General features: G+C 68.6%; 15 protein-coding genes. 6 read left to right on the plus strand and 9 right to left on the minus strand.

Going from position 1 to position 25,214, the window contains the following annotated elements:
- Window positions 1–6: 6 nt before the first annotated feature.
- Together OMP43_RS20560 and OMP43_RS20565 are read right to left on the minus strand one after the other, a co-directional pair.
- A complete protein-coding gene (locus tag OMP43_RS20560; protein WP_280281419.1) occupies window positions 7–1,719 on the minus strand; it encodes a ShlB/FhaC/HecB family hemolysin secretion/activation protein in 1,713 nt (570 codons plus the stop codon).
- 366 nt (window positions 1,720–2,085) lie between these two features.
- Complete coding sequence (locus OMP43_RS20565; protein WP_280281420.1) at window positions 2,086–3,249, minus strand: hypothetical protein; 1,164 nt, start codon at window positions 3,247–3,249, stop codon at window positions 2,086–2,088.
- A gap of 223 nt (window positions 3,250–3,472) precedes the next feature.
- Here OMP43_RS20565 and OMP43_RS20570 point away from each other — a divergent pair, with 223 nt between their 5' ends.
- The 4 genes from OMP43_RS20570 (at window position 3,473) to OMP43_RS20585 (ending at window position 7,840) form a co-directional block, all read left to right on the plus strand.
- Complete coding sequence (locus OMP43_RS20570) at window positions 3,473–4,162, plus strand: response regulator transcription factor (protein WP_280281421.1); 690 nt, start codon at window positions 3,473–3,475, stop codon at window positions 4,160–4,162.
- Window positions 4,149–6,065, plus strand: a complete 1,917-nt coding sequence (locus tag OMP43_RS20575; protein WP_280281422.1) for an ATP-binding protein — start codon at window positions 4,149–4,151, stop codon at window positions 6,063–6,065. Before OMP43_RS20570 ends, OMP43_RS20575 begins: the two co-directional genes overlap by 14 nt.
- Before the next feature lie 96 nt (window positions 6,066–6,161).
- Entirely contained in the window at window positions 6,162–7,130 is a 969-nt protein-coding gene (gene epsC, locus OMP43_RS20580; protein ID WP_280281423.1) for a serine O-acetyltransferase EpsC, read from the plus strand.
- The gene (locus tag OMP43_RS20585; protein WP_280281424.1) at window positions 7,127–7,840 is read left to right on the plus strand and encodes a gamma-glutamyl-gamma-aminobutyrate hydrolase family protein; all 714 of its coding nucleotides are present in this window, start codon (window positions 7,127–7,129) and stop codon (window positions 7,838–7,840) included. The genes epsC and OMP43_RS20585 overlap by 4 nt, the downstream gene beginning before the upstream one ends.
- 11 nt (window positions 7,841–7,851) lie before the next feature.
- Here the strand turns inward: OMP43_RS20585 and OMP43_RS20590 are convergent, their stop codons facing one another.
- The gene (locus OMP43_RS20590) at window positions 7,852–8,235 is read right to left on the minus strand and encodes a DUF3597 domain-containing protein (protein WP_280281425.1); all 384 of its coding nucleotides are present in this window, start codon (window positions 8,233–8,235) and stop codon (window positions 7,852–7,854) included.
- 161 nt (window positions 8,236–8,396) lie between these two features.
- On the opposite strand from OMP43_RS20590, the gene OMP43_RS20595 reads away from it, so the two are divergent.
- Together OMP43_RS20595 and OMP43_RS20600 are read left to right on the plus strand one after the other, a co-directional pair.
- On the plus strand, window positions 8,397–8,984 hold the full coding sequence (locus OMP43_RS20595) for a DUF4142 domain-containing protein (protein ID WP_280281426.1): 588 nt from the start codon (window positions 8,397–8,399) through the stop codon (window positions 8,982–8,984).
- A 272-nt stretch (window positions 8,985–9,256) separates the two neighbouring features.
- Entirely contained in the window at window positions 9,257–12,379 is a 3,123-nt protein-coding gene (locus OMP43_RS20600; protein WP_280281427.1) for a TonB-dependent receptor, read from the plus strand.
- Between the two features lie 107 nt (window positions 12,380–12,486).
- Here the strand turns inward: OMP43_RS20600 and OMP43_RS20605 are convergent, their stop codons facing one another.
- From OMP43_RS20605 to OMP43_RS20630, 6 genes are all read right to left on the minus strand, one after another.
- Window positions 12,487–13,797 (minus strand): M28 family metallopeptidase, encoded by a 1,311-nt coding sequence (locus OMP43_RS20605; protein ID WP_280281428.1) that lies wholly within the window; start codon window positions 13,795–13,797, stop codon window positions 12,487–12,489.
- A 14-nt stretch (window positions 13,798–13,811) separates the two neighbouring features.
- Window positions 13,812–14,825, minus strand: a complete 1,014-nt coding sequence (locus OMP43_RS20610; protein ID WP_280281429.1) for a FecR domain-containing protein — start codon at window positions 14,823–14,825, stop codon at window positions 13,812–13,814.
- On the minus strand, window positions 14,822–15,334 hold the full coding sequence (locus OMP43_RS20615; protein ID WP_280281430.1) for an RNA polymerase sigma factor: 513 nt from the start codon (window positions 15,332–15,334) through the stop codon (window positions 14,822–14,824). Before OMP43_RS20615 ends, OMP43_RS20610 begins: the two co-directional genes overlap by 4 nt.
- Window positions 15,335–15,626: 292 nt before the next feature.
- On the minus strand, window positions 15,627–16,034 hold the full coding sequence (locus OMP43_RS20620) for a DoxX family protein (RefSeq protein WP_280281431.1): 408 nt from the start codon (window positions 16,032–16,034) through the stop codon (window positions 15,627–15,629).
- A 145-nt stretch (window positions 16,035–16,179) separates the two neighbouring features.
- Window positions 16,180–23,820 (minus strand): hypothetical protein, encoded by a 7,641-nt coding sequence (locus tag OMP43_RS20625; protein ID WP_280281433.1) that lies wholly within the window; start codon window positions 23,818–23,820, stop codon window positions 16,180–16,182.
- Between the two features lie 138 nt (window positions 23,821–23,958).
- Entirely contained in the window at window positions 23,959–25,134 is a 1,176-nt protein-coding gene (locus OMP43_RS20630) for a hypothetical protein (RefSeq protein WP_280281435.1), read from the minus strand.
- Between the last annotated feature and the right edge of the window lie 80 nt (window positions 25,135–25,214).

Below are 25,214 nucleotides of genomic sequence, written 5' to 3' on the forward strand. Positions count from 1 at the left end.
TATCCCTCAGAAGATCGAGGCGGAGAGGCTGACGAGGATGCGGTCGGCGGGCTTGGGCGCCTTGGGCGCGACCCGGTCGAACGGATGCGCCCAGGCGAGATCGAGCGAGAACCACGGGCCGATCTGCGCGCGGACGCCATAGCCGGCCGATCGCAGCGTCACCTGGTCGGCGCCCGGGCCGATATTGGTGAGCCGCACCGCATCGAGGAACGCATAGGGCCGGAAGGCCGAGCGCTTGGCGAAGGCGAAGGGCGCGGTGCTGATCTCGAGGGTCGAGCCCAGCGCCCGATCGCCCGAGGCAGCCGAGGGATCATAGCCCCGGCCGATCGAGAGGTTGCCGGCGGCGAACTCCTCGTACGAGAGCAGCGGCGTGTCGGTATATTGCCAGCTGGCGGAGACGCTGGCGGTCACCGGACCGATGACGCGACCGCCGACCGAGAGATCGGCGCGGACCACCGTCGCATCCGGACGCCCGCCGAAGCGCGAGGCGACCCGGTTGCCATAGGGCGTGGCGCCCAGCCCGTTGAGGCCCTTGCGCAGCTCGAGCGAGCCGGTGGCCGCCACCGAGTGCGAGGCCAGCTCGCGCGGCGCGAGATGGCCGTCGAGCCGGGCGAAGAGCACCCGCAGCTTGTCCTCGGTCAGCGTGGCGACGCCGCCGCCGAACTCGACCTTCTGGTCGATCCATTCCAGCCCGCCCGAGAGGTTCAGGTTGTAGCGGCGGTGGCGCAGCAGCGGATAGGTGAGCCGGGCATTGCCGGCGAAGCTGTTGCCGAGCAGATCGAGCGGCTTGAGCGCGGCGCCCGGCCGGGTCCGCGCGAAGGAGCCCGACAGGTCGAGCTGAAGGCCCTCCCCGCCCAGCTTGACGCTCTCGGTCAGCTGGATGACCCGCTGCTCGGGGCTGGAGATCGTGCCATAGCCGACGATGGTGGTGCGCTCGCCGAAGGGCGTGAAGCTGTTATAGTCGACGCGCGCGGTGGCCAGGTCGCGGCCGATCGAGTCCGAACCATAGTCGTTCACCGCGAAGGTGGCGGTGACCGGCGTGCGCGAGACGGCGATGTCGAGATCGACCGCGCCGTTGCCGCCCGGCGACTGCCTGAGCGAGGCCTGGACGATCACGCCCGGAACGTCCGAAGCGAGCAGCAGATAGCGCTGCGCCACGTTGAGATCGAAGGGAGTCATCCCCTTCAGCTTGTCGAGATAGCGCTCGACCTGGCGCTGCCCCGGGCCGACATCGCCGTGATAGCTCACCGACGCGACATGCGCCTCGGTGACCGAAAGGATCAGCTTGCCGTCGGCGATGCGCTGCTGGGGGATCTCCACCGCCGCCAGCACGCCGCGGCGCAGGTAGAGCGCCGCCACCCGGTCGCGGATCGTGCAGATCGTGGCGATGGGCACTTCCCTGCCGAGCAGGTCGGCATAGGCGAGGCGGAGCTTGTCCTCGCCCAGCGCGAGGGCGCCGTTGTTGCCCTGGAACGCGACGTCGGTCAGCGTGACCTTCAGGTCGCTGCCGGCGAAGGGGCATGGCCCCGCTTCCATGTCGCGGAACAGCTCGCCGCGCGGCGCGGCGGGGATCGGCGTCTGCTGGGCGGGATTGAGCTGCTGGCGGTTGGGCAGCACCTGCGCGGCCGCGGGCAAGGCCAGCGTGGTGCCCCCGAGGAGCAGGAACATGGCAAGCGTCTTCCGCCCGCTCGGGAGATGCTGCACGGCAACCTTCGGCATCGCTCGGCCTTTTTTTGTCTGGAACTGGGAAACCCGGAGGCCGCTTCGCCCCACGACCCGGGCGAGCGATCCTGCCTGCCGATCGTACCGCAGGCGGAATTTTGCGTCTGTCGCTACTAATAGTGACAGGCGAATGACGTTGCGAAACCGCGGCATCGCCGCCCCATGTTCCCCCATTCGCCCCTGTCCCACACGCAAGTCACGACAGGAAAACACCAGCTTCATCGACACAGGCCCCCGACCGCGATCGTGCGGACACGATCCGGAATGGAGGTGCCTAGGCAGGCGTACCGGGAGCGAATAGCTCCCATATGGTAGTGGTTTAGGCGCGGTTCATCTTCGCGGGGAAGCCGACCGGCGCGCGCCCTACCCGAGTCGGACGGTAGGCACCGACATGGCCAGGCGCACGAGATCGAGCTGGCGGTGGCAACCGGTCTTGGCCTGGATCGTCTTGAGCCGGGTGCGCGCGGTCGAGAGCTGGATGCCGAGCTTCTCCGCCGCTTCATTCAGCGGCACGCCGGCGATCACCGCGTCGGCGAGCTTCTCTTCCGCCGGGGACAAGGCGAAGCGCCGCGCGATCCAGGCGACCGCGCCGGGCGGCGTGTCGTCCGGGTCGGATATGACCAGCAGCACCTGGCCGGGCAGGCTCGGCAGGCCGAACTCGGCCGCGGTGGCGATGGGCCAGAGCATCGCGTGCAGCGGTACCCCGCCGCTGCGGCGCGGCAGCATCACGCCGGAAAGCTCGCCGCTCGCCTCCATCGGCGCGTCCGCGCTGGCGCGGCAGGCGGCAAAGGCCAGGTCGAGCGCGCGGCTGCACTTGTCGTCGAAGCTGCGCGGCTGGCCGAAGCGATTGAGCATGACGCCCTCGCCGCGCGCGACCAGCGCTTCGGCGCGGCGGTTCATCGTCATCACCCGGCCCTCGCGATCGAGCACGAGGGCGGCGTGCATCCAGCCGTCGAACACCGCCTGCGCGGCCATCCCCGCCATGCGCGCGTCCATCAGCGTGCGGCGCAGCTTGAACGCGCGGCCGAAATGCGGAGCGAGCAGCCGGAGCAGCTGCATCTGGTGCTCGCGCCGCGCCGTGTCGTTCCGCCGGTCGGCGAAGGAGAGCGAGGCCCAGCCGCCCGGCTCGCGCTCGAGCACCATGCCGGTGCCGTGATGGCCGATCCGGTGGACGCGCATGAAGTCGTTGTAATGCTCGGTGCGGAACAGCTCCTCCTCGCGGATGATCGCCTCGGTCCGCACCGGCTGGCCGATGCCGTTGCGCGGCACGAAATCGACATAGGGGCTGTTGGAGAAATAATGGGCTGCATAGTCGCGCATCGCGGCGTCGGAATAATTGGCCGTCACCGTCAGCGCGGCCGCAGGGAGATGGCTCTCATGGCTGAACAGCGCGACGGTGATTTCGGGGTAGATTTCCTCGACGCGATCGACCAGCCGCTGCCACAGGCACGGGTCGAGCGCGGCTTCGTAGATACCGCCGACCAGCTCCGCCACCAGCAGGGGCGTCAGGGGTTCCGGGCTTGGCATGACGCGACTCTCGTTTGTGCCCGACCTGGGAAATGTCACATTAACCGGGGCAGGGCTCCGGAACAAATTGTAACGAGCATGAAATATTGCGTATGTCGCTATTTCTAGGGACAAGCCCGGGGCGGTTCGAATGGTAAGAGCGCGAAAACCGGGCGCCGCCGCGCGCCCATCCGATCGCCGCCACGGCCACGCCCCGGGAAGCGGGCCGCTCCAGGATGTCCCGATGCCCGATGCCGCCTCGCCACTGCTCAAGGTCGCGCTGGTGGAGGACGATATCGCCTTCCAGAACAGCTTCGCCGCGGCAGTGCGCAGCTCGACCGACATGCAGCTGATCGGCATGGCGCACAATGTTGCCCAGGCGCGCAGGATGCTGGCCGGCGATCCGCTCGACGTGCTGGTGGTCGATCTCGGCCTGCCCGACGGATCGGGGATCGACGTGATCCGCGCCGCCCATGCCAGCTGGCCCGACTGCGGGATCATGGTGAGCACCACCTTCGCCGACGAGAAGCACGTGATCGCCTCGATCGAGGCGGGGGCGGCGGGCTATCTGCTGAAGGACAGCTCGGCCGAGAAGATCGCGGACGAGATCCGCGCCCTCCACGCCGGGGGCAGCCCGATCAGCCCGCGCATCGCCCGTCAGATCCTGCTGCGCTTCCGCCCGGCCGAGCCCGTGCCCCAGATCCCCACCGCCGCCGCGCTGGCGGCGGCGACCCCGATCGCCTCCCCGCTCTCGCCGCGCGAGCGCGAGGCGCTCGAGCTTATCACCAAGGGCTTCAGCTATGACGAGATCGCCGAGCTGATGCTGGTCTCGCGCAACACGGTGATGACCTTCGTCCGGCGAATCTACCAGAAGCTCGAGGTCACCTCGAAGGCGGAAGCGATCTTCGAGGCCCGCAACCATGGTATTCTCTAGGTCGCTGCGGACCTTCCTCGCCTATGCGGGACTGGCGACGCTGGTCCTCGTCGCCCTCTATCTCGGATCCCGGCCGCAGGGCATTCACCTGACCCGCGCGCAGCTGCTGGTCCAATATACCCAGGGCTATCCCCCACCGTCGCGCACCGCTGACTGGCGCGCGCTGCCGGGCCGGTGGCAGGACGTCGCCCTGCCCCATGCGCTCCGGCCGCGCATGCTGCCGGGTGCCGGCGACGCCGGGCTGCTGCCCACCCAGACGACCTGGTATCATTTCACGCTCGACTCCGCGCAGTCTGCGCCGAGCGGCGCCTATCTCTACATCCCGCGCTGGAAGACGGATGGCGAGCTGGCCATCTATGTCGACGGGCGGCTCTTCTACCAGACGCACGCCAATCTCCAGTGGAACGGTTCGAACCGGCCGCTGTGGATACCGCTGGAAGAAGCCGCCGAAAGCGCCCCGCCCAGGGACCTGCTGATCCGCATCCGCCACGTCCGGGGCATCGGCGGCGCGCTTTCCACGCTGTGGATCGGCGACTATCGCCAGCTCGCCGCAGCTTACTACACCCGCGCCTTCTTCCAGGCCGAGCTGCCCTATATCAGCTCGGCGATGTTCCTGGCGACGGGCGCGTTCGCCTTTCTCGTCTGGCTGCGGTCCCGGCGCGAGACGCTCTACCTCCTCTATGCGCTGATGACCGTCGCGACGTTCCTGCGGGTGATGCACGCCTATATGGGCGCGGATCGCCTGCCCATATCGGACGCATGGTTCGGCTGGATCACGGTCAATTCGGTGGGCTGGACCGTCCTGATCGCCCATCTCTTCCTCACCGCGCTGCACCACCATCATGCGCGCTGGCTGACCGCGGCCATCACCGTCATGTGCCTGGGCTTCGGCGGAATCACCCTGCCACTGTTCGAGGGCACGGCCGACGCCACCATCGTCTCCCCGCTGATGTACATCACCATGGTGAGCATGGGCACCTTCACCTTCATCGTGCACATCATCTGGAGCCGCCGGGCGGGCACCATGGAGGGTATCGGGCTGGCGATCTGCGGCCTGCTCTCGTTCATCCTGGGCGGGCGCGACATGCTGCTGCAGAACAACATCATCGACATCGAGAGCCTGTTCGTCTCCTTCTACGCGCAGATCGCGCTGATCATCGCCTTCTGCCAGATCATGCTGAGCCGCTATATCCGGGCAATGCACGCGGTGGCCGAATCCAACCTGGTGCTCGCCAGCCGGCTGGCCGAGCGCGAGGCCGAGCTCAACGCCAGCCACCAGAAGCTGCGCGAGATCGAGCGGCGCGAAGTGCTCTTCCAGGAACGCCAGCGCCTGATGCAGGACATGCACGACGGGCTCGGCTCCTCGCTGGTGAGCACGCTGCGCATGGTCGAGCACGGCCATATCGACGAGGCGGACATCGCCCAGCTGCTCAAGGGCTGCATCGACGACCTGAAGCTCACCATCGATTCGATGGAGCCGGTGGAGACCGACCTGCTGCTGCTGCTCGGCACCCTGCGCTTCCGCCTGCAGCCGCGGCTCGAAGCGACGGGCATCCGCCTGCGCTGGGACGTGCGCGACGTGCCGCCGCTCGCATGGCTCGACCAGCGCCATTCGCTCCACATCCTGCGCATCCTGCAGGAGGCCTTTACCAATGTGATCAAGCATGCGGGCGCCAGCGAGATCATGGTCACCACCGGCGTGCGCGACGGCCAGGTCTGCGTGGGCGTGGAGGACAATGGCCGGGGCTTCGACGCGACCATGGCGGCGCAGGGCCGCGGCCTTGGCAACCAGGCCCGCCGCGCCGAAGTGATCGGCGGCAAGGTCGCGCTGGAGTCGACCGCCGAGGGGACCTGTTTCACCCTGTTGCTGCCGATCGAGAGCGCCCGCACCCAGCCCGCCTGACCTCGGCCCCGGGATTTCGCGCGGGCCAATATTTCCTTTGCTGAAACTCCCATCGGATTAGGGGATGTTGAACGCACGCAGCACGAGGCAGCTTCCATGCGTTCGACATCCCCCGCCCCAACCGCTCCCGCCTTCGCGACCGAGATCGCGGACACCGTCTCGGCGCTCAACGCCGCGCGATCGGCCTGGCGGACGCGGCAGCCGAGCCGCGGGAGCGTGGCTCGCTTCCCTTCCCCCTCCGGCCTGGCGCGGGTCGTCGAGCATCTCTCGGCGGCACTTTTCCCCGCCCGGCTGGGCGGCTTTCGCGGTGACGTGGCACGCGAGGACGATTTCGTCGCGGAGCAGCTGGGCAGCGCCCTGACGCTGCTGCGCGAGGAAGTGGCGAGCGAGCTCGATTATTGGCAAGCCGAGTCCGACCAGCTCTTCGAGCCCGATCAGCCCGACGCCATCACCCGCCTCTTCGCCGCGACGCTCGCGGACATTCGCGCCCTGGTCGATGCCGATGTCGAGGCCGCCTTTGTCGGCGATCCCGCCGCGCGCAGCGCCGACGAGATCCTGATCAGCTATCCGGGCGCGCTCGCCATCCTCCATCACCGGATCGCGCACCAGCTCCACACGCTGGGCGCCGTCATCGTCGCGCGCGTGATCTCGGAACTGGCCAATGCGCGCACCGGCATCGACATCCATCCCGGGGCGACGATCGGCCCCAGCTTCTTCATCGACCACGGCACCGGCGTGGTGATCGGCGAGACCGCGATCATCGGGCGGGGCGTGCGCCTCTACCAGCACGTCACCTTGGGCGCGCGCAGCCCGCTCGGCCTGGCGCCCACCGGGCCGCGCACCCGGCACGCGCGCCATCCGATCGTCGAGGACGACGTCACCATCTATGCCGGCGCCACCATCCTGGGCCGGGTGACGATCGGGCGCGGCAGCGTGATCGGCGGCAATGTGTGGCTGCTCGACGACGTACCGCCCGAAAGCGTGGTGGCACAGCCCGAGGCGATCCGGCTCGCCCCCGCCGCGCGCGCCGCGCTATCCGAGCGGCTGGCGGAGCATGGCGCATGAGCCCGCTCATCGGCGTCCTTTGCTGCAACGAGATTGCCGACCGGCCGATCCAGGCGGTCGCGACGCGGTTCATCCGCCCGCTGGCCGAGATATCCGGCGCCACCGTGCTGTTGGTGCCCGCGATTGCCGGCGCGTTCGACGCGGCGTCGCTCGCCGCGCGGCTCGATGGTCTGCTGCTCACCGGTTCGCGTTCGAACATCGCGGCGCGCCGCTATGGCGGCGGCGGCATCGCCACGGGGCCCCTCGACGAGGAGCGCGACGAAGCGGCGCTCGCGCTGGCCGGCCGCATGATCGATGCGGGTCGTCCGGTGTTCGGCATCTGCCGCGGCCTGCAGGAGCTCAACGTGCTGTTCGGCGGCACGCTGACCGACGATCTCGCCGCGCATCACCGCGAGGGCGACCATCTGCCCTATGAAGCGCTGTTCGACCATGATCACGACGTGGAGCTGCGACCCGATGGCCTTCTCGCCGCCATGACCGGCGCGCGGCGCATCCGGGTGAATTCGGTGCACCGGCAGGGGATCGACCGCCTCGGCCATGGACTGGAAGCCGAAGCCCATGCCGCGGGCGACGGCCTGGTGGAGGCGTTCTCGGCCCGCCCCGCCGGCGCGGCGGTGCTGGCCGTGCAATGGCATCCGGAATGGGACGCGGCGCGCCGGCCCGAAAGCCGCGCCTTCTTCCGCTTCGTCGGCGAGGCGATCGCCGCCTGAGCCTGCCGGACTCAGCCTCCGCGCAGGCTATCGGGCACCACGCCGCCATTCTCGGCGAGCTTCGCCATGACCGCCTGGTGCAATGCGATGTTCTGCTCGGCGGTGCCGGGCTCGCCGGCATGCACGTCCAGCTCGTCGGCGAGCTGCTTGCGCGCGTCGAGGCTGGAATCGAGATCAAGCAGCTTGAGCAGATCGACGATCGAAGTCTGGTAGTTGCCGCCGCCGCCCTTCATGCTCGCCATCTCGGACAGGACCGCTCCGACATCGACCGGCGTCGCGTCCGCGGCGGGAGCCGGCGCCGCGGCCGGAGCGGCCTCCGCTTCCGCGGGCTCGGGTGCGGGGGCATCCGCCTTGTGGCCGAAGATCTTGCCCATGATGCTGCCGAAGATGCTCATTCAATCCTCCCGTCCCATGCGATGAAGCGCCCCGCGCCTCCGCTCCAAACGCACGCTCCGCCAAAAGGGTTCGGGCCGCCAAAAGAGTTCGGGCGGAACGGGCAATAGCGGCGGGCGTTCACGCCATGGTTCCGCACCGGGAGCTCGAACAGGAGGTAAGGATGCAGGTTCTTCGCTGGATGATGCTGGGGGCCGCCGGGCTCGCACTCGCAGGCTGTGGTTCGAAGACCGAAACCACCAAGACCGACACGACCACCGTCACCACCAACACCGATGGTTCGATGATGTCGAACGGGATGGACATGGCGCCAGCTGCCGCGTCCGCCGGCCAGGCCTTTGCGAACGCCGCCGCGGCGAGCGACGCATTCGAGATCGAGACGTCGAAGCTCGCCCAGGGCCAGTCGCAATCCGCGGCGATCAAGAGATTCGCCGATGCGATGATCAAGGCGCACACCGAATCGACCGCCAAGCTCAAGACGGCGGCGAGCGCGGCCATGCCCGCCATCACCCCCGATCCGGCGCTGACCGCGGCCCAGCAGCAGGTGCTGGATTCGCTCAAGCCGCTGAAGGGCGCCGAGTTCGACAAGGCCTATGCCGCCGCCCAGGTCGATGCGCATCAGAAGACACTCGATGCAGTGAAGGCGACCGTCGGCAACAAGGATGTGCCGCAGCCGCTGCGCGATTTCGCGACCAAGCTGATCCCGACCGTCACTGCGCATCTGAACATGGCCAAGGGACTCAAGGCCTAGGTTGAGAACTTAAGCAAGTATTTGATTTTCCACCGTCACCCCGGCCTTGCGCCGGGATGACGAAGGAGGAATATCAATCCTCAACCCAGGGCCAATGCCCTCACCCAGGCCCCGCCCACCCCGCACCGGCTCCATGTTACATTTTTTCGGCGGGATCGGCCCCTCCCTGCGTCTCACGGAGTGACACCGCGATCAGCGCGGCAGGGAGGGACGATATGCGAAACCGGGGGGTGTTCTCGATCCATGGCTCTTGCTCCGCGATGGCGGCGGCCTTGTGTGTATCCGTCGCTCCGGCCGCGGCGGCGCAGCAGGCCCGCAGCTTCAACATCGCCGCCGGGGACCTGGGCAGCGCGCTGAACGCCTTTGCCCGGCAGGCGAACCAGGAGATCATCTTCTCCAGCGCGATGGTGGCGGGCAAGCGGACCAGGGGCATTCATGGCAGCCTGGCGCCGCGCGACGCACTGCGCGCGCTGCTCGAGGGGACCGGCCTGAGCGTTGAGGGCGGAAGCGTCCTCACCCTGCGCAGGATCGCACGGCCCGAGGAAGCACGCCGCCAGACGGCGAGCTTCGAAGCCCCCCCCGCCCCGGCGCGCGGCCAGGACCGTGCCGCCGACCAGACGCCGCCGGCCCGGGAGGAAGCCGCTTCCGAAGGCGCCGAGCTGATCGTCACCGGCTCGCGCATCGTACGCAACGGCAATGACGCTCCGACGCCGACCACGGTGCTGAGCGCCGAGGACATCTCGGAACGCAACCCGACCAACATCGCCGACTATGTCAGCCAGCTGCCCGCGATGGGAACCGGCAACACGCCGCGCACGACCACCCTGTTCGCCAATGCCACCGGCGGCGCAAACCAGCTGAGCGCCCGCGACCTCGGCGTCACCCGCACGCTGACCCTGCTCGACGGCCGCCGCGTCGTCGGCTCCGGCATGTCTCCCGCGGTGGACATCAACATGCTGCCGCAAAACCTGGTGCAGCGCGTCGACGTGGTGACCGGCGGCGCTTCGGCCGCCTATGGCTCCGACGCGGTGGCAGGCGTGGTGAACTTCATCCTCGACACGAAGTTCACCGGGCTGAAGGGCGGCTTCAACTTCAGCCAGACCGATTATGCCGATGGTCGGGTCGTGACCGGCGACCTCGCCTGGGGCGCCAAGTTCGCGGGCGGGCGCGGCCATGTCCTGCTGAGCGGCAATTATTACAAGGGCGACCGGATCGACTTCTACCACCATGTCCGCGACTGGTATCAGCCGGGCCTGCGCCTGATGAACAATCCGGCATGGACGGCGACCAATGGCGAACCCGGCCAGATCGTGCGCACGGATGCCGGCTATAACAGCACGCCGGGCGGCGTGATCGCCACGGGCCCGCTGAAGGGCATGTCCTTCGGCCCGGGCGGCACGGTCGGCACCTTCGTGTTCGGGCCGATCCAGCAGGGTCAGGTCCAGGCCGGCGGCACGGTGGAATCCATGCCGATCCGCGGCGCATTGATGCCCGACGACAAGCATTGGAGCCTGTACGGCCGCCTCAGCTACGAACTCACCGACGACATCAACGCGATCGTCGAGGCAAGCTATGCCGGCAACGACACGATCAACTGGTCGGCCGTCTACAACCGCCAGGGCACCACGGCGATCACCGTCACGCGGGACAATCCCTTCATCCCCCTGGCGACGCGGCAGGCGATGGACTCGGCGCAGGTCACCTCGTTCCAGATGAACCGCCTGTTCTACGACATGATCAACACGCCGGGCTCGCATATCGGCGAGGCGGGCTATAATCGCCGCCAGGATCGCGTCCTGCTCGCGCTGGAGGGCAGCTTCCTGGGCAGCGGCAAGTGGCGCGCCTATTACCAGCGCGGCCACAGCAAGGTGTGGTACACCCGCGACAACAACATCATCCTGAGCCGGTTCAACCAGGCGATCGACGTGATCGCCAATCCGGCGGCGGGCGGCGTGACCGGGGTGGCGGCGGGCACGCCGATCTGCCGCTCGACGCTCGCCAATCCCGACAATGGCTGCGTGCCGATGAACCTGTTCGGCGAGGGATCGCTGGGCGCGGCCTCGATCGCCTGGGTGACCGGCTATGCCGACGGGCTGCGGACCCGCCAGGACCTGGATTTCTATCAGGACGTCTGGTCGATCGACGCGCAGTATAATCCGTTCTCGACCTGGGCGGGGCCGGTCTCGATCGCCGCCGGCTTCGAATATCGCAAGGAATCCTTCGTCTCGACGGCCGACAGCTATTCGCTCCAGTCGCTGTGGAACGTCGGCAACTTCAAGGGCGGCAGCAACGGCTATAATGTGAAGGAGTTCTTCGGCGAGGTCCTGGTGCCGCTGCTGAAGGATTCGGTCGTGGCGAAGAGCCTGGAGCTGAACGGCGCGATCCGGCGGACCGACTATTCGACGAGCGGCCCGGTAACGACCTGGAAGGCGGGACTGAGCTGGGAAGTCGTCGACGGGCTGCGGCTGCGCGGCACCCGCTCGCGCGACATCCGGGCGCCGAACCTCAACGACCTGTTCGCACCCGCCAGCCAGTTCGTGAACGCCTATCTGGACCGGACCCAGCCGGGCAGCCCGCAGGTGCCGAACACCACGCTGAGCGGCGGCAATCCCAACCTGACGCCGGAAATCGCCGACACCTGGACCGCCGGCGGTGTCTATACGCCGCACTGGCTGCGCGGCTTCAGCTTCTCGGTCGACTGGTACAAGATCGACATCAAGAACGCGATCACAGCGGTCGGCGCCCAGCAGATCATCGACATGTGCTACGGCTTCAACCGTCCGGTGAACCCGGCTGCCTGCGGCTCGATCGTGCTGGCGCCGGGCGCGACCAACCTGGTGAACGCCACCATCTATACCAGCGGCATCAACGCGCAGAACGTCGCGGTGGAGGGCATCGACTATGAGGCAAGCTATCGCGCCAGCCTGAGCGACATCTCCGCCAAGCTGCCGGGATCGATCAACCTGCGGCTGCTGGTCTCGCAGCGGCTGAAGGACGAGACCAACCTGCCCGGCGATGCCGCGCCGCCCATATTGGGCACGTTCAGCAGCCTGAAATGGCGTGGCCTGATGATCGCCACCTATGCCGTCGGCCCGAGCCGCACCACCCTGACGACGCGCTATCTGGGGTCCGGCAGGATCACCAACCAGCCGGAGGCGAGCCGGACGGGCATTCCCGACGCGCTGAACCATGTCGATCCGGTCTGGTATTTCGAGCTCGCCCAGAATGTCGACATCAAGCTCGGCAGCCGCAAGGTCACCCTGTTCGGCGTCGTGGAGAACCTGTTCGACCGCGCGCCCGAACCGATCCCCAGCAGCGGCACTTCGTTCGGCACCTCGGCGCCCTATGACATGATCGGCCGCAGCTATCGCATGGGCTTCCGGTTCAAGTTCTGAACTTGCCGCCGCCATCCCGGTACGAGCCGGGATGGCGGTTTCCCGGGCGCGAGAAAAAACCCGTGCGGACCAGTCCGCACGGGTTCCCGATTCCGGCGGGGCTTCCCTCAGCGCGGCGCGCGACGGGGCGCGCGGCCGCCAAAGGTGACGAGGCTCTCCGCGCCATCGGCCGAGAGGGCGGAGACGCCGATGAACACATCGTCCACGATCACGTCCTTCAGCACCGTCTCGCTGGCCGTGGCCGGCACGTCGCGCTGCTCGGTCCAGTCCTGCTTGTCGTTGCGCCGCCAGCGGACGCGATAGCCGGCCGCATCGGGCACCGGGGCCCAGGTCACGGTGGTGTTCATCCCGAGCGCGCCGTTCAGGCTCACCTGCGCCGGCGCCGCCGGCGCCGCGGCGAGCCGCGCGATCGTCGCGGCGTTGATCGCCGTCACCTTGGCGAGATAGGGGAAGTCCATCTTGTCGACGGTGTCGCCATATTCGATGCCGCCCTCGGTGCGCAGGTCCTGGTGCTGCTGGTTGTAATTCTCGATGCCCACCGAGAAGCGCACCGCCGGATAGCCGAGCTTGAGGAACGGCTCATGGTCGCCGCCGCGGCCGAACCGGTCGTTGCGGCGATCGACGAACACGTCGAGCCCGCCCGGTATCCCCTGCGCGACCTGGTCGATCGCCTTGGCCAGGGCACGGCTGGGGCCGTCGTCCTCGCCGCCATTGACGCGGCGCGCCATCTGCCCGGCCAGATCCTCCGACGCGCGAATCCCTTCGGAGAAGACCCGCACCCGGTCCGCCACCCGCGCGCCGTTCTGGCCCATGGTATTGCCGACAATGTCGTTGTTGAGCACCGCCGTGACGTTCCAGCCCCGCTCCTTCGCGGTCTCCGCGAGCAGCGTGCCGCCCAGCAGCCCCTGCTCCTCGCCCGAGAGCGCGGCATAGACGATCGTCGCCTTGAACTTCTTCCGCGAGAGCAGCCGCGCCGTCTCGAGCACCAGCGCCACGCCGGACGCATCGTCATTGGCGCCCGGGGCGTCGCGCGTGATGTCCATCACGTCGCTGACGCGGCTGTCGATATGGCCCTGCACGATCACCACGCGGCTGGGATCGCTGCCCGGCTGGATGGCGAGGACGTCGACGACGTTGACGCCGGCTGGCGCGCGCTCGTTGGTGAACACCCGCTCGATCGTGGAGACCTGGATGCAGCCGCCACAGGGGGCGGCGGTCTTCTTCATCTCCTCGCCGAACCAGCGGCGGGCGGCGCCGATCCCGCGCTTGGGATCGTCGGGCGAGGACAAGGTGTGCCGCGTGCCGAAGCTCACCAGCTTCTCGACATCGGCCTTGAGCCGGGCCGGATCGGGCTTGTCCTGCGCGGCCGCGGTGGCCGGCAGCAGGATGGCGGCGAAAGCGAGAGACGAGTAGCGCATGGTTTCCCCCTTGATCATTCGGCGATCGGTCCAGGCCGTTTCGAGACGTATATTCGCCCCTCGCCGTCGTTGCGCACCTCGACCGGAAGCGTCACTTGCAGCGCCTCCAGAAAGCCGGCCTGGTTGCTCGTCCGGAACATGCCGTTGATCCGCAGGTCGGCCACCGCGGGATCGACGACGATCTTCCGGCTCGAATATTCGTTCATTTCCTCGACCGCGCTGGCGAGCGGCTCGTTCTCGAAGAAGACCTGCCCCTCCGCCCAGCTCATCGCACGCTCCGTATCGACGGTACGCAGCTTGGGGAGCGCGTCCCCGGCAACCGCCACCAGCTGCTGCCTGGGCTTCAATATCTGCTGGGTGGAGCCGCGGCGGAACTGCACCGGCCGGACCGCGACGCTGCCCTCGGCCAGGGTCACCCGCAATTCGCCCTTCGAGAGATCGACGTCGAACACGGTGCCGAGCGCGGTGATCGTCCGCTCCCCCGCCTTGACGACGAAGGGCCGCCGCGGGTCCTTGGCGACCTGGAACAAAGCCCGCCCGGCGAGCAGCGTGACGTCGCGCCGCGACGCGCCGAGCAGCACCGAAAGCCGCGTGCCCGAATCCAGCGTCACCACCGAACCGTCCGCGAGCGTCACTTTCGTCCGCTCGTTGGGCGAGGTCACATAGACCGAGCCGCCCTGGAGCTGGGCGACGATCTCCGCGCCGCGCTCGGTCTGGGCGCCGATGGCCACCATCACCACCAGGACGATCGCGGCGGCGACCGCGAAGATCGATGCGAGACGCCGCCGCCGGATCGCATCGACGCCGTTGCGCGCCTCGTCGCGCAGCGCGCTGAGCTCGGGCAGCCGCGCATGGGCCCGCAGCTCGGCGAGCGCCACCTGCAACCGCTCATGCGTGATCCGGTGGAGCGGATCCTCCTGCAACCACGCCTGAAAGGCCTGGCGGTCGCTGGACGTCGCCGTGGCGCCGCGCAGGCGCGCGTCCCAGGTCGCCGCCGCTTCCTCCACCTTGTCGAGGGACGTGCTCATCGCGCTTTCCGGAGGCGGTGGAGCAGATGCCCGTTCGCCCTGGCCATGTGCTTCTCGACGGTGCTGAGCGACAGGCCCGTGCGGCGCGCGATCTCCACCTGCGCAACGCCGTCGAAATGATATTGGCTGAACACCATGCGCACGATTTCGGGCAGCTCGTACAAGGCGGCGATCATGATCTGCAGCGCCTCGCGACTCTGCAGGATGCGTTCGGGAGAGAAGCCGGCCTCGTCCTCGACGTCGAAGCCCTCGGGCGCCGGGCTCATGATGCTACGCACGCTGGCGCGGCGCGCCTTGTCGCGCAGGACATTGGCGGCGACCTGGAAGACATAGCCCTGGACATTGGCGATGGCCGCGAGATCCTGGGCCGCCAGCCGGCTGAAGACGTCCTGCACCAGGTCGTCGGCATCCTCGAAATGCTCGACCCTGCGCTGGAAGAAACGCAGCAGCGGCATCCGATATTGCGCGACGACTTCATCCAGCCCCGGGTGCCTGGCGGCATCTGGCATGCAAGATCCTCCCGACCCCTAAGACGCAAGCCCTTGCCCATCCCGTAAAGGAAAAGTCGAGCCGCCCGGCTTTGTCGCACCATTTCGGGGGCTTCGGCGCAAGGGCCGGGAAAGGATGGTCGAGAGATGCGATCGTCGGGAGGCGAATCCGGCGGGAGGCCGATCGCCTGCCGGGTTGAGGCCTCATCTTCTGCTTTCGTCGCCCCCGCCAGCTGTCTTACGGAGGGAAGAAGAAGCGGGATTCCGGCTCAAGGCCGGGATGACGGCGGAAAATCAAATACTTGCTCGGGATCTAAACCTGGGAGGCGGCGCCGGGTGCTTCCGTCACCGCCTCGCGCATCAGCCAGCCGACCCATAGCAGCACGCCCAGCAGGCCGCAGATCAGCACCGGCACGGAAAACGCTTCCCCGATGCGCGCATGGCTGGCGACCGCCCCGCCGAGAAAGGCCGTCAGCAAGGCGCAGCCCATCGCCCCGAACCTGCGGGTAAGGAACCCGCAAACGCCGAGGATCAGGATGCCCGCCAGATAGGGAAGCTGCCCAGGCGGGTAGCCGATATGCTCCTGGGGGGCCGCCAGCACGCCCGGTGCCAGCAGCATGACCAGCGCATCGGCCAGCAGCAGCGCGCTGACCAGGATCGAGCATATCCAGCCGATGCGCGGCCGGGCGGCGGCCAGAAACGGCCTGGAGAGGATAGGCACCGGGCAAATGTCCCTTCTGAAATCGGAAACGGGAGAGGGCTTCGATGTGCTCGAACGCCAGGTTGCAGGCCCGGACGGATATCCGGTTGCCATCGTCATCCCGGCCAGGGAGCGGGGATGACGATGGCAGGATGAGCCCGCGCGATCAGAACGCGATCGAGAGGCCGGCATTCACGCTGTGCCGGGTGACATCTCCGAACTTGTTGCCGACGCCCGAGCCATATTCGCCCGAATAGCTCAGGTTCAGCCGGACGCCCTTCGACACCGGCGCCGCCACGCCCAATGCGAGATGCGCCATGGTGTTGCCGCGCTCGGCCGCCAGCGCCGACATCAGGCCGCCCGCGTTCGCCGCGGCATAGGAGGCGCTGGCCCGGCCGTTGTCGCCGCTGAACTGGTGGCGGATGCCTGCCTCGGCCCAGGGGGTGATACCGCCGAGATCGAAGCTGACTCCCAGCGCGGCATCGCCGAACAGCGCGTTGCCGGTGTTCTTCACCACTTCCAGCGCGAAGCCCGAACCGCCCTCGGTCACATGGTTGCGACCGCCCTCGACATAGGTGAGGCCGACGCGCGGCGTGATGCGGGCCGAGCCCAGCGCCACCTGATAGCCCGCCGACAGGTCGGCGACGAAGCCGCCCAGATCGTAGCGCGACGTCGCGGTGCCGCCCGGCACGGCGCGACGGGTCTTGGCCTGGGAGAGGTCATAGGCGACCAGGCCGCGCAGCGCGAGGCCGCCGAGCTCGGCGCTGGCCGAGACGCCGACCTGCATGCCCTCCAGCCTGGTGGTGGCGCCCAGGCCCTCCACCGTCTGGCTGGTCGAAAGCGTGCCGGCAAAGGCATTCACCCGGGCCGTTTCCGAGAAGCCCCAGCCGAACCCGCCGAGCAGGCCGCGGCTGTCGCTGCGCAGGTCGTGCGCGCCGGTGCCGGCATTCCCCTGGAGCGCGCCCTCCTGATACAGGCCCTGGGCGAAGCCGTAGAAGCCGACATGGCCCTTCCCGCCATTCTCCAGCGCGCGCATCGCATCGGCCACGGCCAGGCCGTTCTCGATGCTCGCCTGGTCCGCCGCCGCATAGGCCTCGGCGCTGAGCTGGGCGAAGCCGGCGGCGCGCGAGGCGCCGTTGGTCTCGACCAGCGCCGGCAGGGCGGTGGTGAAGGTCTGCACCATCTGGCCGCCGCCCAGCACCGCATTGGCGTAGCGGATCGAGTCGCGCACATTGGCGCCGAAAGCGGCGTCATTCTGGAATTCGCCGACCAGCTGGATACGGTTCCCCCGCGTCGCCACGAAGCCGAACACCGTTTCCGACTTGTTGATCGTGGTGAAGCCGCCGGTGATGCCGCCCTGCGCCACGACGAGATCGAGCGCGCCGCCCGGCGTCGACTGGAGGATGCCCGTGATGTCCAGCGTGGCGCCCGGCTGGATGTTCATCGTGCCCGAGATGTTCAGGCGGTCGCTCCCGGTCGGCGCCATTTCGAGCAGCAGGTTCGAGCCGTTGGTGAACAGCACGTTGCCGTTGACCGTCATCGTTCCCGGCGAAGCGCCCGGCGACAGCGTGCCGCGCACTTCGATGTTGGCGTTCACCGTGCCCGCGGTGCCGAAGGTCGCGCCGTGGCTGACCACGATGGTCTTGGCCGAGGTGATGGTGGTGCCGGCCTGGCCGATCAGGCGGCCGCCGGTGACCGAGACGGTGTCGTAGCTGATGTTCCCCGTCAGCGACACCACGCCGCCGGCGACGTTGAACGCCTCGAATTCGGTGAAGCCCTGGCCGTTCCACGCGGTCGGCGCGGCATAGGTGCCCTGGGTGTTGAACTCGAGCGTGTCATAGCCGGTGCCGCCGCTGGCGGTGCCGGTGATCGCGTTGGCGCGGCCGAGCGTCAGGCGGTCGTCGCCCGCGCCCAGCGCGACATTGCCCGCCAGCGTGCCCTGCACGTTCAGGTTGTTGGCCCCGTCATTGCCTGTGAGCGCCGGCGTGGTGAGCGTCGAGCCCGCCGCGACCGTCAGCCTGGCGCCGAACAGATCGACCGTGTCGAACTGCGCGTCGCGATCGACGATCAGCTCGCCGGCATCGCCCGATTCGAGCTGCTCGAAGCCGGTGGCATTGACGCTGCTCAGCCGGCGGACCGTGTTCGCCGCCTGGTTGAGCACCAGGCGATCGATGCCGTCGCCGCCGTCGATCGCGCCGCTCAGCGTGGCGCCGCTCGCCAGGGTCAGCACATTGTTGGCCGCGCCGAAGCTGGTCTGCTCCGCCGTCACCGTGCTGCCCGCCGCGACGGTCAGGTTGCCTTCCTCCACCGAGATGGTCTGGTAGGTGCCGTTGCCGCTGATCGCGAGGTTGCCGGCACCCCGCGCCACGATATCCTCGAAATTGAGGATCCTGGCGGTGGCCAGCGTCGCGGTCTGGTCGGCGAGCGTGTTGAAGATCAGCGCGTCGTGCCCGGCCCCGCCATTCACCGTGCCGAGGATCGAGCCGCCGTCGACGATCAGCTGGTTGTCATGCTCGTCGAAGTTGAGCGTCTGGTCGGCGGCGATGGTGCCGCCCAGCGTCAGCGACGAACCGCCGGCGACGTTGATCGTCTCGAAGCTGGTGATCCCGCCGGCGATCCGCGAATCGCCCGTCAGGTTGAGGTTGAGCACGTCGTTCCCCGCCCCCCCGTCGAGCATGCCCGAGAGCGTGCCGTTCAGGATCATGGTGAGCGTATCGTCGCCACCGCCCAGCGACACGCCGCCGGTGAGCGCGGTGTTGAGGATCACCGACTGCGCGCTGTCGTCGCCGATGATGTTGCCGATGTGATGATCGCCCGTGCCCGGATTGACCGTCAGGTCGGCGCCGTTGCGCAGCGTCACCGTGTCGAAGTCCTGGTTCATGCCGATCGTCAGCCGGGCATTGCCCGAGACATCGAGCGATTCGAAGTTGATGACGTTGGGCAGGTCGCTGGTGTCCTGCGTGATCTCGAAGGCCACCGTGTCGATGCCCTCGCCCCCGTCGATCAGGCCGGTGACGGTGCCGCCGGCGAGCACGAGGCGATCATTGCCCGCGCCCAGGTCGATATTGCCCTCGACCACGCCGCCGGCGTTGAGCGTCACGGTGTCGTTGCCGCCACCCATGGCGAGGCTACCGCCGATCGCGCCCGAGACGGTGACCGATTCCGCCGCATCCGAACCGGCCAGCGCGGTCGCGCCCTGGGTCTGGAAGCGCGTGCCGGCCGCCACCGTCACGTTCGAACCCGCCATGTTCAGCGTGTCGAGATCGGCGGTGCCGCGGATCGTGATCGAGCCCGTGCCGCGCTGGCCCAGCGTCTCGAAGCCGCGGAACTGATCGAAATTGACCGTGCCGCCGCCGGTCACGTCGACGAGCAGCGTGTCGGTGCCCTCGCCGCCATAGGCGGTGCCGGTGAAGATGCCCGCGGCGGCATAGACGAAGGTGTCATTGCCGTCGCCGAGGCGCAGGTCGCCCTGGAGCGTGCCGTAATTCTCGAAGACGTCGTCGCCGGCGCCCAGGTCGACATTGCCGATGATCGTGCCGCCGGCGAGGTTGCGGATCTTGTCGGTGGTGTTGATCGTCTGGATGCCGCCCGCGATCACATAGGTCTGGGTCGTGTCGTCGCCCGGGGCATGGAGATCCATTCCGCCCGCGTCGAAGTTGCTGTCGCCCTGCAGGACCGTGTCCGCCCCGCCCCGGATCGTCCCGAGATTGTCGAGCTCGAACAGCCGCAGCGCCGCATCGACGCCGGTGCTGCCATAGCCCTCGTCCTCGAGGCCGGCGACCATCAGCGCCGTCGACACGCCGCCGGTGGCCTCGATCGTGCCGCCCGCCGCATTGGTCATGCCGACGATGCCATGGTTGCCGAGCAGCGCCGCGAAGACCCCGGTGGCGATGGCCGCCGACGAACCGCTGCTGCTGCCGCCGCCATTGGCCGCGATCCGGCCGCTATTGACCAGCTTGCCGACCAGCACCGGCTGCTGCTCGTCGAGGCAATCCTCGCCGAACGCGCCGCCGAGCGCAGTGAGCAGCAGGCCGGTGCCGCCCCGGCCGGTGGATTCGATCGTGCCGCCATTGGTCACGTCGAACGACTGGCCGACGATATGCGCCCCGGCACTTTGGCGGCTCGCCGCGCTGATCGTGCCGGTGTTGGCGAGCTTGACCAGCCCCCCTTCGCCAAGGAGCCGCATGCCATTGCCGTCATCGGCCGACGAAGTGATCTGGCCGCTGTTCGTCACATCGATGCTGCGGCCGTTCTCGTCGCTGGCATAGCTTTCGACATGGACGCCGCCCGCCCCAGTCGAGGTAATCCTGCCGCTGTTGTTCAGCGTGAAGGCGCCGATGCCATAGTCGCGATAGACCCTCAGGCCGTTCTGCCGCGCGGTGATCGTGCCGGTGTTGGTGAAGCTCGACAGCGTGCCGGTGGCATAGACTCCCCGAACCGCGCTGGTGATCGTGCCGTTGTTCACCAGGTCGAGCTGGGCGTCGTAGCGCGGATCGGTGACTTCGATCGCGGCGTTCAGCGTGTCGTCGGCGATATCGAAATTGGCGTTGTTGATCACCTTGCCGTCGCCCAGCGCGCGCAGCCCCCTGGTCTGCGTCGCCGCCGAGGTGATCGTCACTTCGGTCTGCGCGCCGCTCGCCTCGACGCCGTGCAGCTCGAAGTCCGTGGGGATCACGTTGGTGGCGAGATCGAAGGTCCCGCTGCTGGTGAAGGACCGGCCATAGGCGTCGATGCCCGCCCCGCCGGTCACCGTGCCGCTCACGTCGAGCGCCGCGCCGTTGCGGGTGAGCACCGTGTCGTCGCCACCGCCCATGTCGAGATTGCCGGTGACCTTGCCGCCGGTCGCGAGATAGAGATCGTTGCCGTTGCCGAGCAACACATGGCCGGTGATCGTGCCGGCATTCTCGACGATGTCGTCGGCATTGCCGCCGACGATCGCGGCGCCCGGGGTGCCCGCGGCATTATCCGTCTTGTGGCCTTGAATCAGGCCGGCCGCATAGTTGACGATGCGATTGACGCCGTAGCCCGTGGTCTCGATCGCATTGCCATGGGCGCTGGTGATGTCGCCGCTGTTATGGACTACCGAATTCTCCATGCGGATGCCGGTGCCCTGCATGGTGACCCGGCCGACGCCCAGATTGCCGCGGTCGTTGGTGAACATGCCGTTGCGGAGGTCCACGCCGAGCCCGAAATTGCCCGCCGAGGCGTCCTTCGAATCTTCCCAGATCGAGGCGCGGTTCATGATCGTGCTGCCATCGGCCTCGAGCAGCACGCCATAGGCGCTGCCCAGCTTGCGCAGGTTGGTGCTCGCCGAGATCAGCACCTCGGTGCCGGCCCCGGTCTTGAGCGCGGTGCCGCCGCTGATGCCGATATAGCCGCTCTGCGCGAACAGCTCGACGCGGCGCGCATAGGTGGCGTCGACCGCGATGCCCGCGGTGCCGCCGTTGACGGCACCGGCAATCACCAGGTCGAGCCCCTGCCCGCCCTCACCGAACACGCTGCTCGTCGAGTCCCTCTCGACGATGATCGAGGGACGATCATAGCCGCCATTGTTGAAGCCCATGTCGAGCACGACCCGACCGTCACCGGCCACCCGCAACAGGCCGCTATAGCTGTAATGGCCGCCGGTGCCGTCGGCCGGTCCTTTCAGCGTGAGCACCGTACCGGCCCCCGCCGCCTCGTAGATCGTGCCACCGGAGAAGCCGGTGGCTTTGCCCTGGAGCACCGAGAAGGTCTGCGTCTCGCCGGCACGGGCCTGCAGCACGTTGTTCCCCGCGCCCATGTTGACCGTTCCGGTCACGAGGCTCCCGGTATCGACGCTGCCGTTCTGGCCAAGGCGCTTGATGTCGACGACCAGCTTGTCGTCGCCGGCGCCGGCGGAGACATTGCCCTGCACCGAGCTGCCCTCGGCGAGCCACAGCATGTTGCTGCCGGTGCCGCCCAGCACGACGTCACCCACGATCGTGCCCTTGTTCGCGACCCGCGCGCCGGAGGGAGCCTGGGTATAGAATTCGACGGCGGCGCCTTCGCCCGCGCGGATCTCCCCTTCGTTGATCAGCCTGGGCGAGTTGTAATTTTGCGTGCCGTAGGCGGAAACCGCGGCGTGCCCGCCGGTCCCGACGATCGAGCCGCGGTTCGTCAGGCTCGAGTCATAATAGAGGACCACCGCCCGATCGCCGCGGATCACGCCGCCGGTGTCATTCAGGAAATTGCCGTACAGGCTGTCCAGGCTCACGGCGGTGCTGTTCTCGGACGTGTTCGAGATCGTGCCGCTGTTATAGCCCGAACCGGCCACGCTAACCGCGGTCGACACCTGCCCCTCGGCATGGATCGACCCGCGATTGGTGAAGCCATTTGCGTTCTCGGCGAGCCCGCCGCCTCTCGTGCGGATGCCGTAGAACGCCTCTCCGGAGAGATTGATCGTCGCGCCCGTGTCGTTGACGAAGCTGGTGCGGTAGTCATTGGCGTCGATCAGCGCGGTCGGGGCGTCGTTCTCGGGAGTCGATACGCCGGTGAAGTTCAGCGTGCCGCGATTGACGAAGGTCAGCGGCGCGCTGTTGCTGAAGTCGTTGTACGCCTTGATGGTGAGGCCGGCGTCCGATCCGGTGTAGGTGAGGTTGGCCAGGTTGGTGACGGTTCCGGGGCCGGACACGTCGAGGGCGCCGGTCAGGTTCTCGGCCGCGATGGTCACGTCGAGGTTGCAGCCGCACAGGTCGAGCCCGTAGCGCTCGAAGCCCGTCGGCAGCTGCCCGAAGGCGATCGTTCCCGAGCCGGTCATGCGGATGCCATAGGTGTCGATGCCCGCGCCGCCATCGAGCGTGCCGCCGGGCATGCCGGCAAGGCCGGTCCCATTGCCCTCGCGCCAGAACTGGTCGTCGCCATCGCCCAGCGCGATGTTCCCCGTCACGCTGCCGCCGATCCGCTGGTAGAAGCGATCGCCATATTGGCCGAGCGCGAGGCCGCCGACGATCTGGCCGGCATTCTCCACCTCCGCTCGCCCGGTGACTCGAATGGCTGTGTCGCCGGCGCTGCGGATCACGCCCCCGGCCTTGTTCTGGAGCTCGAGATACAGGGCCGAGATCGCCGGTGCGGTGCCGCGCGCCTCGATCAGGCCATGATTGCGGATATCGCCCTGGTCGACGGCGATGGTCGCTTCGGCGGCCGAGTTGTTCGCGATGGCGCCGCGATTCTCGATGTCGAGATATTGGGCACGGATCGCCGAAACATCGCCCCCCTCGATCGTGCCGGCATTCGCGCCACCGGCCTCACGGACGTCGATGCCGCCTTCGATGCGGCCGGTGCCACGGTTGCGCAGCTCCAGCGAGGCGGAACGGGCACGCACGGCCGGGCCGTCGGTACCACGCACCAGGCCGCTATTGTCGAGCGTGATGAAACCGCCGGCATCGTCGCCCTGGCGCAGGGCGTTGCCGCCCGAAAGCGTGCCCGACCTGCCGATCTTCACCTCGAGACCCGCCGCGTCGGCGAGCAGGACCGCGGGCCCCTGGGAGAACACGCCGCCGTCGACGATCAGCCTGCCGCCGACATCGAAGCGCAGCGCCGGGCCCTCGGTCGCCTGGCTGCCGACGGTCGCGCCGGGCCGCACGGTGACGGTGCCCTCGGCCACGGCCATGACGAAAGGCGCCGATGCCCCCGTGCAGACGATCTGCGCGCCTTCGCCCGCGCATTGCGCGCGCGCCGCCGTCGAGGAAAGGGCGATGGCCAGCGTCGCCGCGCCCACGAACAGCGCGGCGCGGCCCTTGGCGCGAGGAAGAATCGAAATACGGGTCGGGAACGCGGTACGCGCCATGATGCTGCTCCAATGCCGGAAGTGCCGGCCCGGATGTGCGCGCCAGCGTGAACAGCAAGGGCAGATGCCGATGTTCGAAAAGGAGTGCCAACCCTTTAATTGCACAGCGGAATGCAACTTCACGCCACTGTGCAGTTTTCAGCCGGGCATTCCCGCCAGGATGTTCTGGACCAGCAGCCGGGTCATCGCGCTCGCCGAATGATTGCCATGGCGGGCCGCCACTTGGGCGGCCTGCCGGCGCAGGTCATCGTCGCCGGCGGCGCGGCGCAGCGCCTCCCGCACGGCATCGGCGCCGGCGGACACGGCCTGGGACCGCGCGACGCCGGCGAGGCGCAGCCGATAGGTGAGCAGCAGCGATTCCAGCGTATCGGGCAGGAGCAGCTGCGGCACGCCCGTGGCGAGCATGCTCGCCGACGCGCCATAGCCGCCCCGGCCGACATAGAGCGCCGCTCCCCGCCCCGTCGCGGCGAGATCGATGGGCGCGGCGCTGTACCGGATGTTGGGCGGCAGCGCCTCGCCGGGCGGACTCGCCGAATGCCAGAGCACCGGCCAGCCCAATCCGCCGAGCGCCTGCGCCACCACCGTGCTGCCGGCCCGGTCGAACGGCAGGTAGACGAGCGTGCGCGGCCCCTCCCCCCGGGGCCATTCGGGACGGGCGTCCGCTGCGATGCCGATCAGGGGGCCGTAATAGAGGCTCGTCCCGTCGGGCCCATGATGGTCGAGCTCGGCCCAGGCGAGCGAATGGAGCGGCGCCCCCGCGAGCAGCTCGCCCAGCCCGGCGAGCGCGGGCGCGCCGAAATGGCGGCAGACCTCCCGCACCGCCTGGTCCGCGGGTTGCCGTGCCGCGGCAAGTTCGGCGGGGTGGTGCCTGCCCCAGGGCTGCAGGCTCGCGCCCGCGTCGCGCGCGCGGGGCGCCACGAAGGTCGGGCCGAGCCTGTGCGCGGGAAGCCCGGCGACATGCGCCGCCAGCAGGGACATGGGGGCATGCTCCACGAGCAGCGCGCCCGGCTCCAGGCGCTCGAAGACATCCAGCCATTGCCGGACCAGGGGAACGGCGCCGGCCGCATCGGTCAGCCCGCCCGCCGCGAGCACCTGGCCATAGGTCAGCGTCTCCCGCCGGGGCGCCGGGCCGGCGAAGCGCGGGCCCGGCACCACCAGATCGAAGGCGTCGCGCTCGAGCCTGAGCGCGGTCTGCGGGGTACGCGCCGCCAATGCCAGATGATGCCCGCCCGCGCGCAACGCGCGGCAGACGGGCGCGAGGGTGGCGACATGGCCATATCCCAGCCCGAGTTCCCAGGTGGCGAGCAACCGCATGCAATCTCCCGGACCGGACCGGCGCAATCCCGCACCCTAGCCGCGACCGGGCGCCGAGGCACAGCCGCCTTTACTTCCCA

Origin of the sequence: Sphingomonas sp. CBMAI 2297, assembly GCF_029870595.1 — a bacterium.
Taxonomy (GTDB): Bacteria; Pseudomonadota; Alphaproteobacteria; order Sphingomonadales; family Sphingomonadaceae; genus Sphingomonas.

Excerpts from the sequence above, each read along its gene's own strand:
- OMP43_RS20560 (WP_280281419.1), bottom strand. The coding sequence starts at position 1,719 with ATGCCGAAGGTTGCCGTGCAGCATCTCCCGAGCGGGCGGAAGACGCTT.
- OMP43_RS20565 (WP_280281420.1), bottom strand. The coding sequence starts at position 3,249 with ATGCCAAGCCCGGAACCCCTGACGCCCCTGCTGGTGGCGGAGCTGGTC.
- OMP43_RS20570 (WP_280281421.1), top strand. The coding sequence starts at position 3,473 with ATGCCCGATGCCGCCTCGCCACTGCTCAAGGTCGCGCTGGTGGAGGAC.
- OMP43_RS20575 (WP_280281422.1), top strand. The coding sequence starts at position 4,149 with ATGGTATTCTCTAGGTCGCTGCGGACCTTCCTCGCCTATGCGGGACTG.
- epsC (WP_280281423.1), top strand. The coding sequence starts at position 6,162 with ATGCGTTCGACATCCCCCGCCCCAACCGCTCCCGCCTTCGCGACCGAG.
- OMP43_RS20585 (WP_280281424.1), top strand. The coding sequence starts at position 7,127 with ATGAGCCCGCTCATCGGCGTCCTTTGCTGCAACGAGATTGCCGACCGG.
- OMP43_RS20590 (WP_280281425.1), bottom strand. The coding sequence starts at position 8,235 with ATGAGCATCTTCGGCAGCATCATGGGCAAGATCTTCGGCCACAAGGCG.
- OMP43_RS20595 (WP_280281426.1), top strand. The coding sequence starts at position 8,397 with ATGCAGGTTCTTCGCTGGATGATGCTGGGGGCCGCCGGGCTCGCACTC.
- OMP43_RS20605 (WP_280281428.1), bottom strand. The coding sequence starts at position 13,797 with ATGCGCTACTCGTCTCTCGCTTTCGCCGCCATCCTGCTGCCGGCCACC.
- OMP43_RS20610 (WP_280281429.1), bottom strand. The coding sequence starts at position 14,825 with ATGAGCACGTCCCTCGACAAGGTGGAGGAAGCGGCGGCGACCTGGGAC.
- OMP43_RS20615 (WP_280281430.1), bottom strand. The coding sequence starts at position 15,334 with ATGCCAGATGCCGCCAGGCACCCGGGGCTGGATGAAGTCGTCGCGCAA.
- OMP43_RS20625 (WP_280281433.1), bottom strand. The coding sequence starts at position 23,820 with ATGGCGCGTACCGCGTTCCCGACCCGTATTTCGATTCTTCCTCGCGCC.
- OMP43_RS20630 (WP_280281435.1), bottom strand. The coding sequence starts at position 25,134 with ATGCGGTTGCTCGCCACCTGGGAACTCGGGCTGGGATATGGCCATGTC.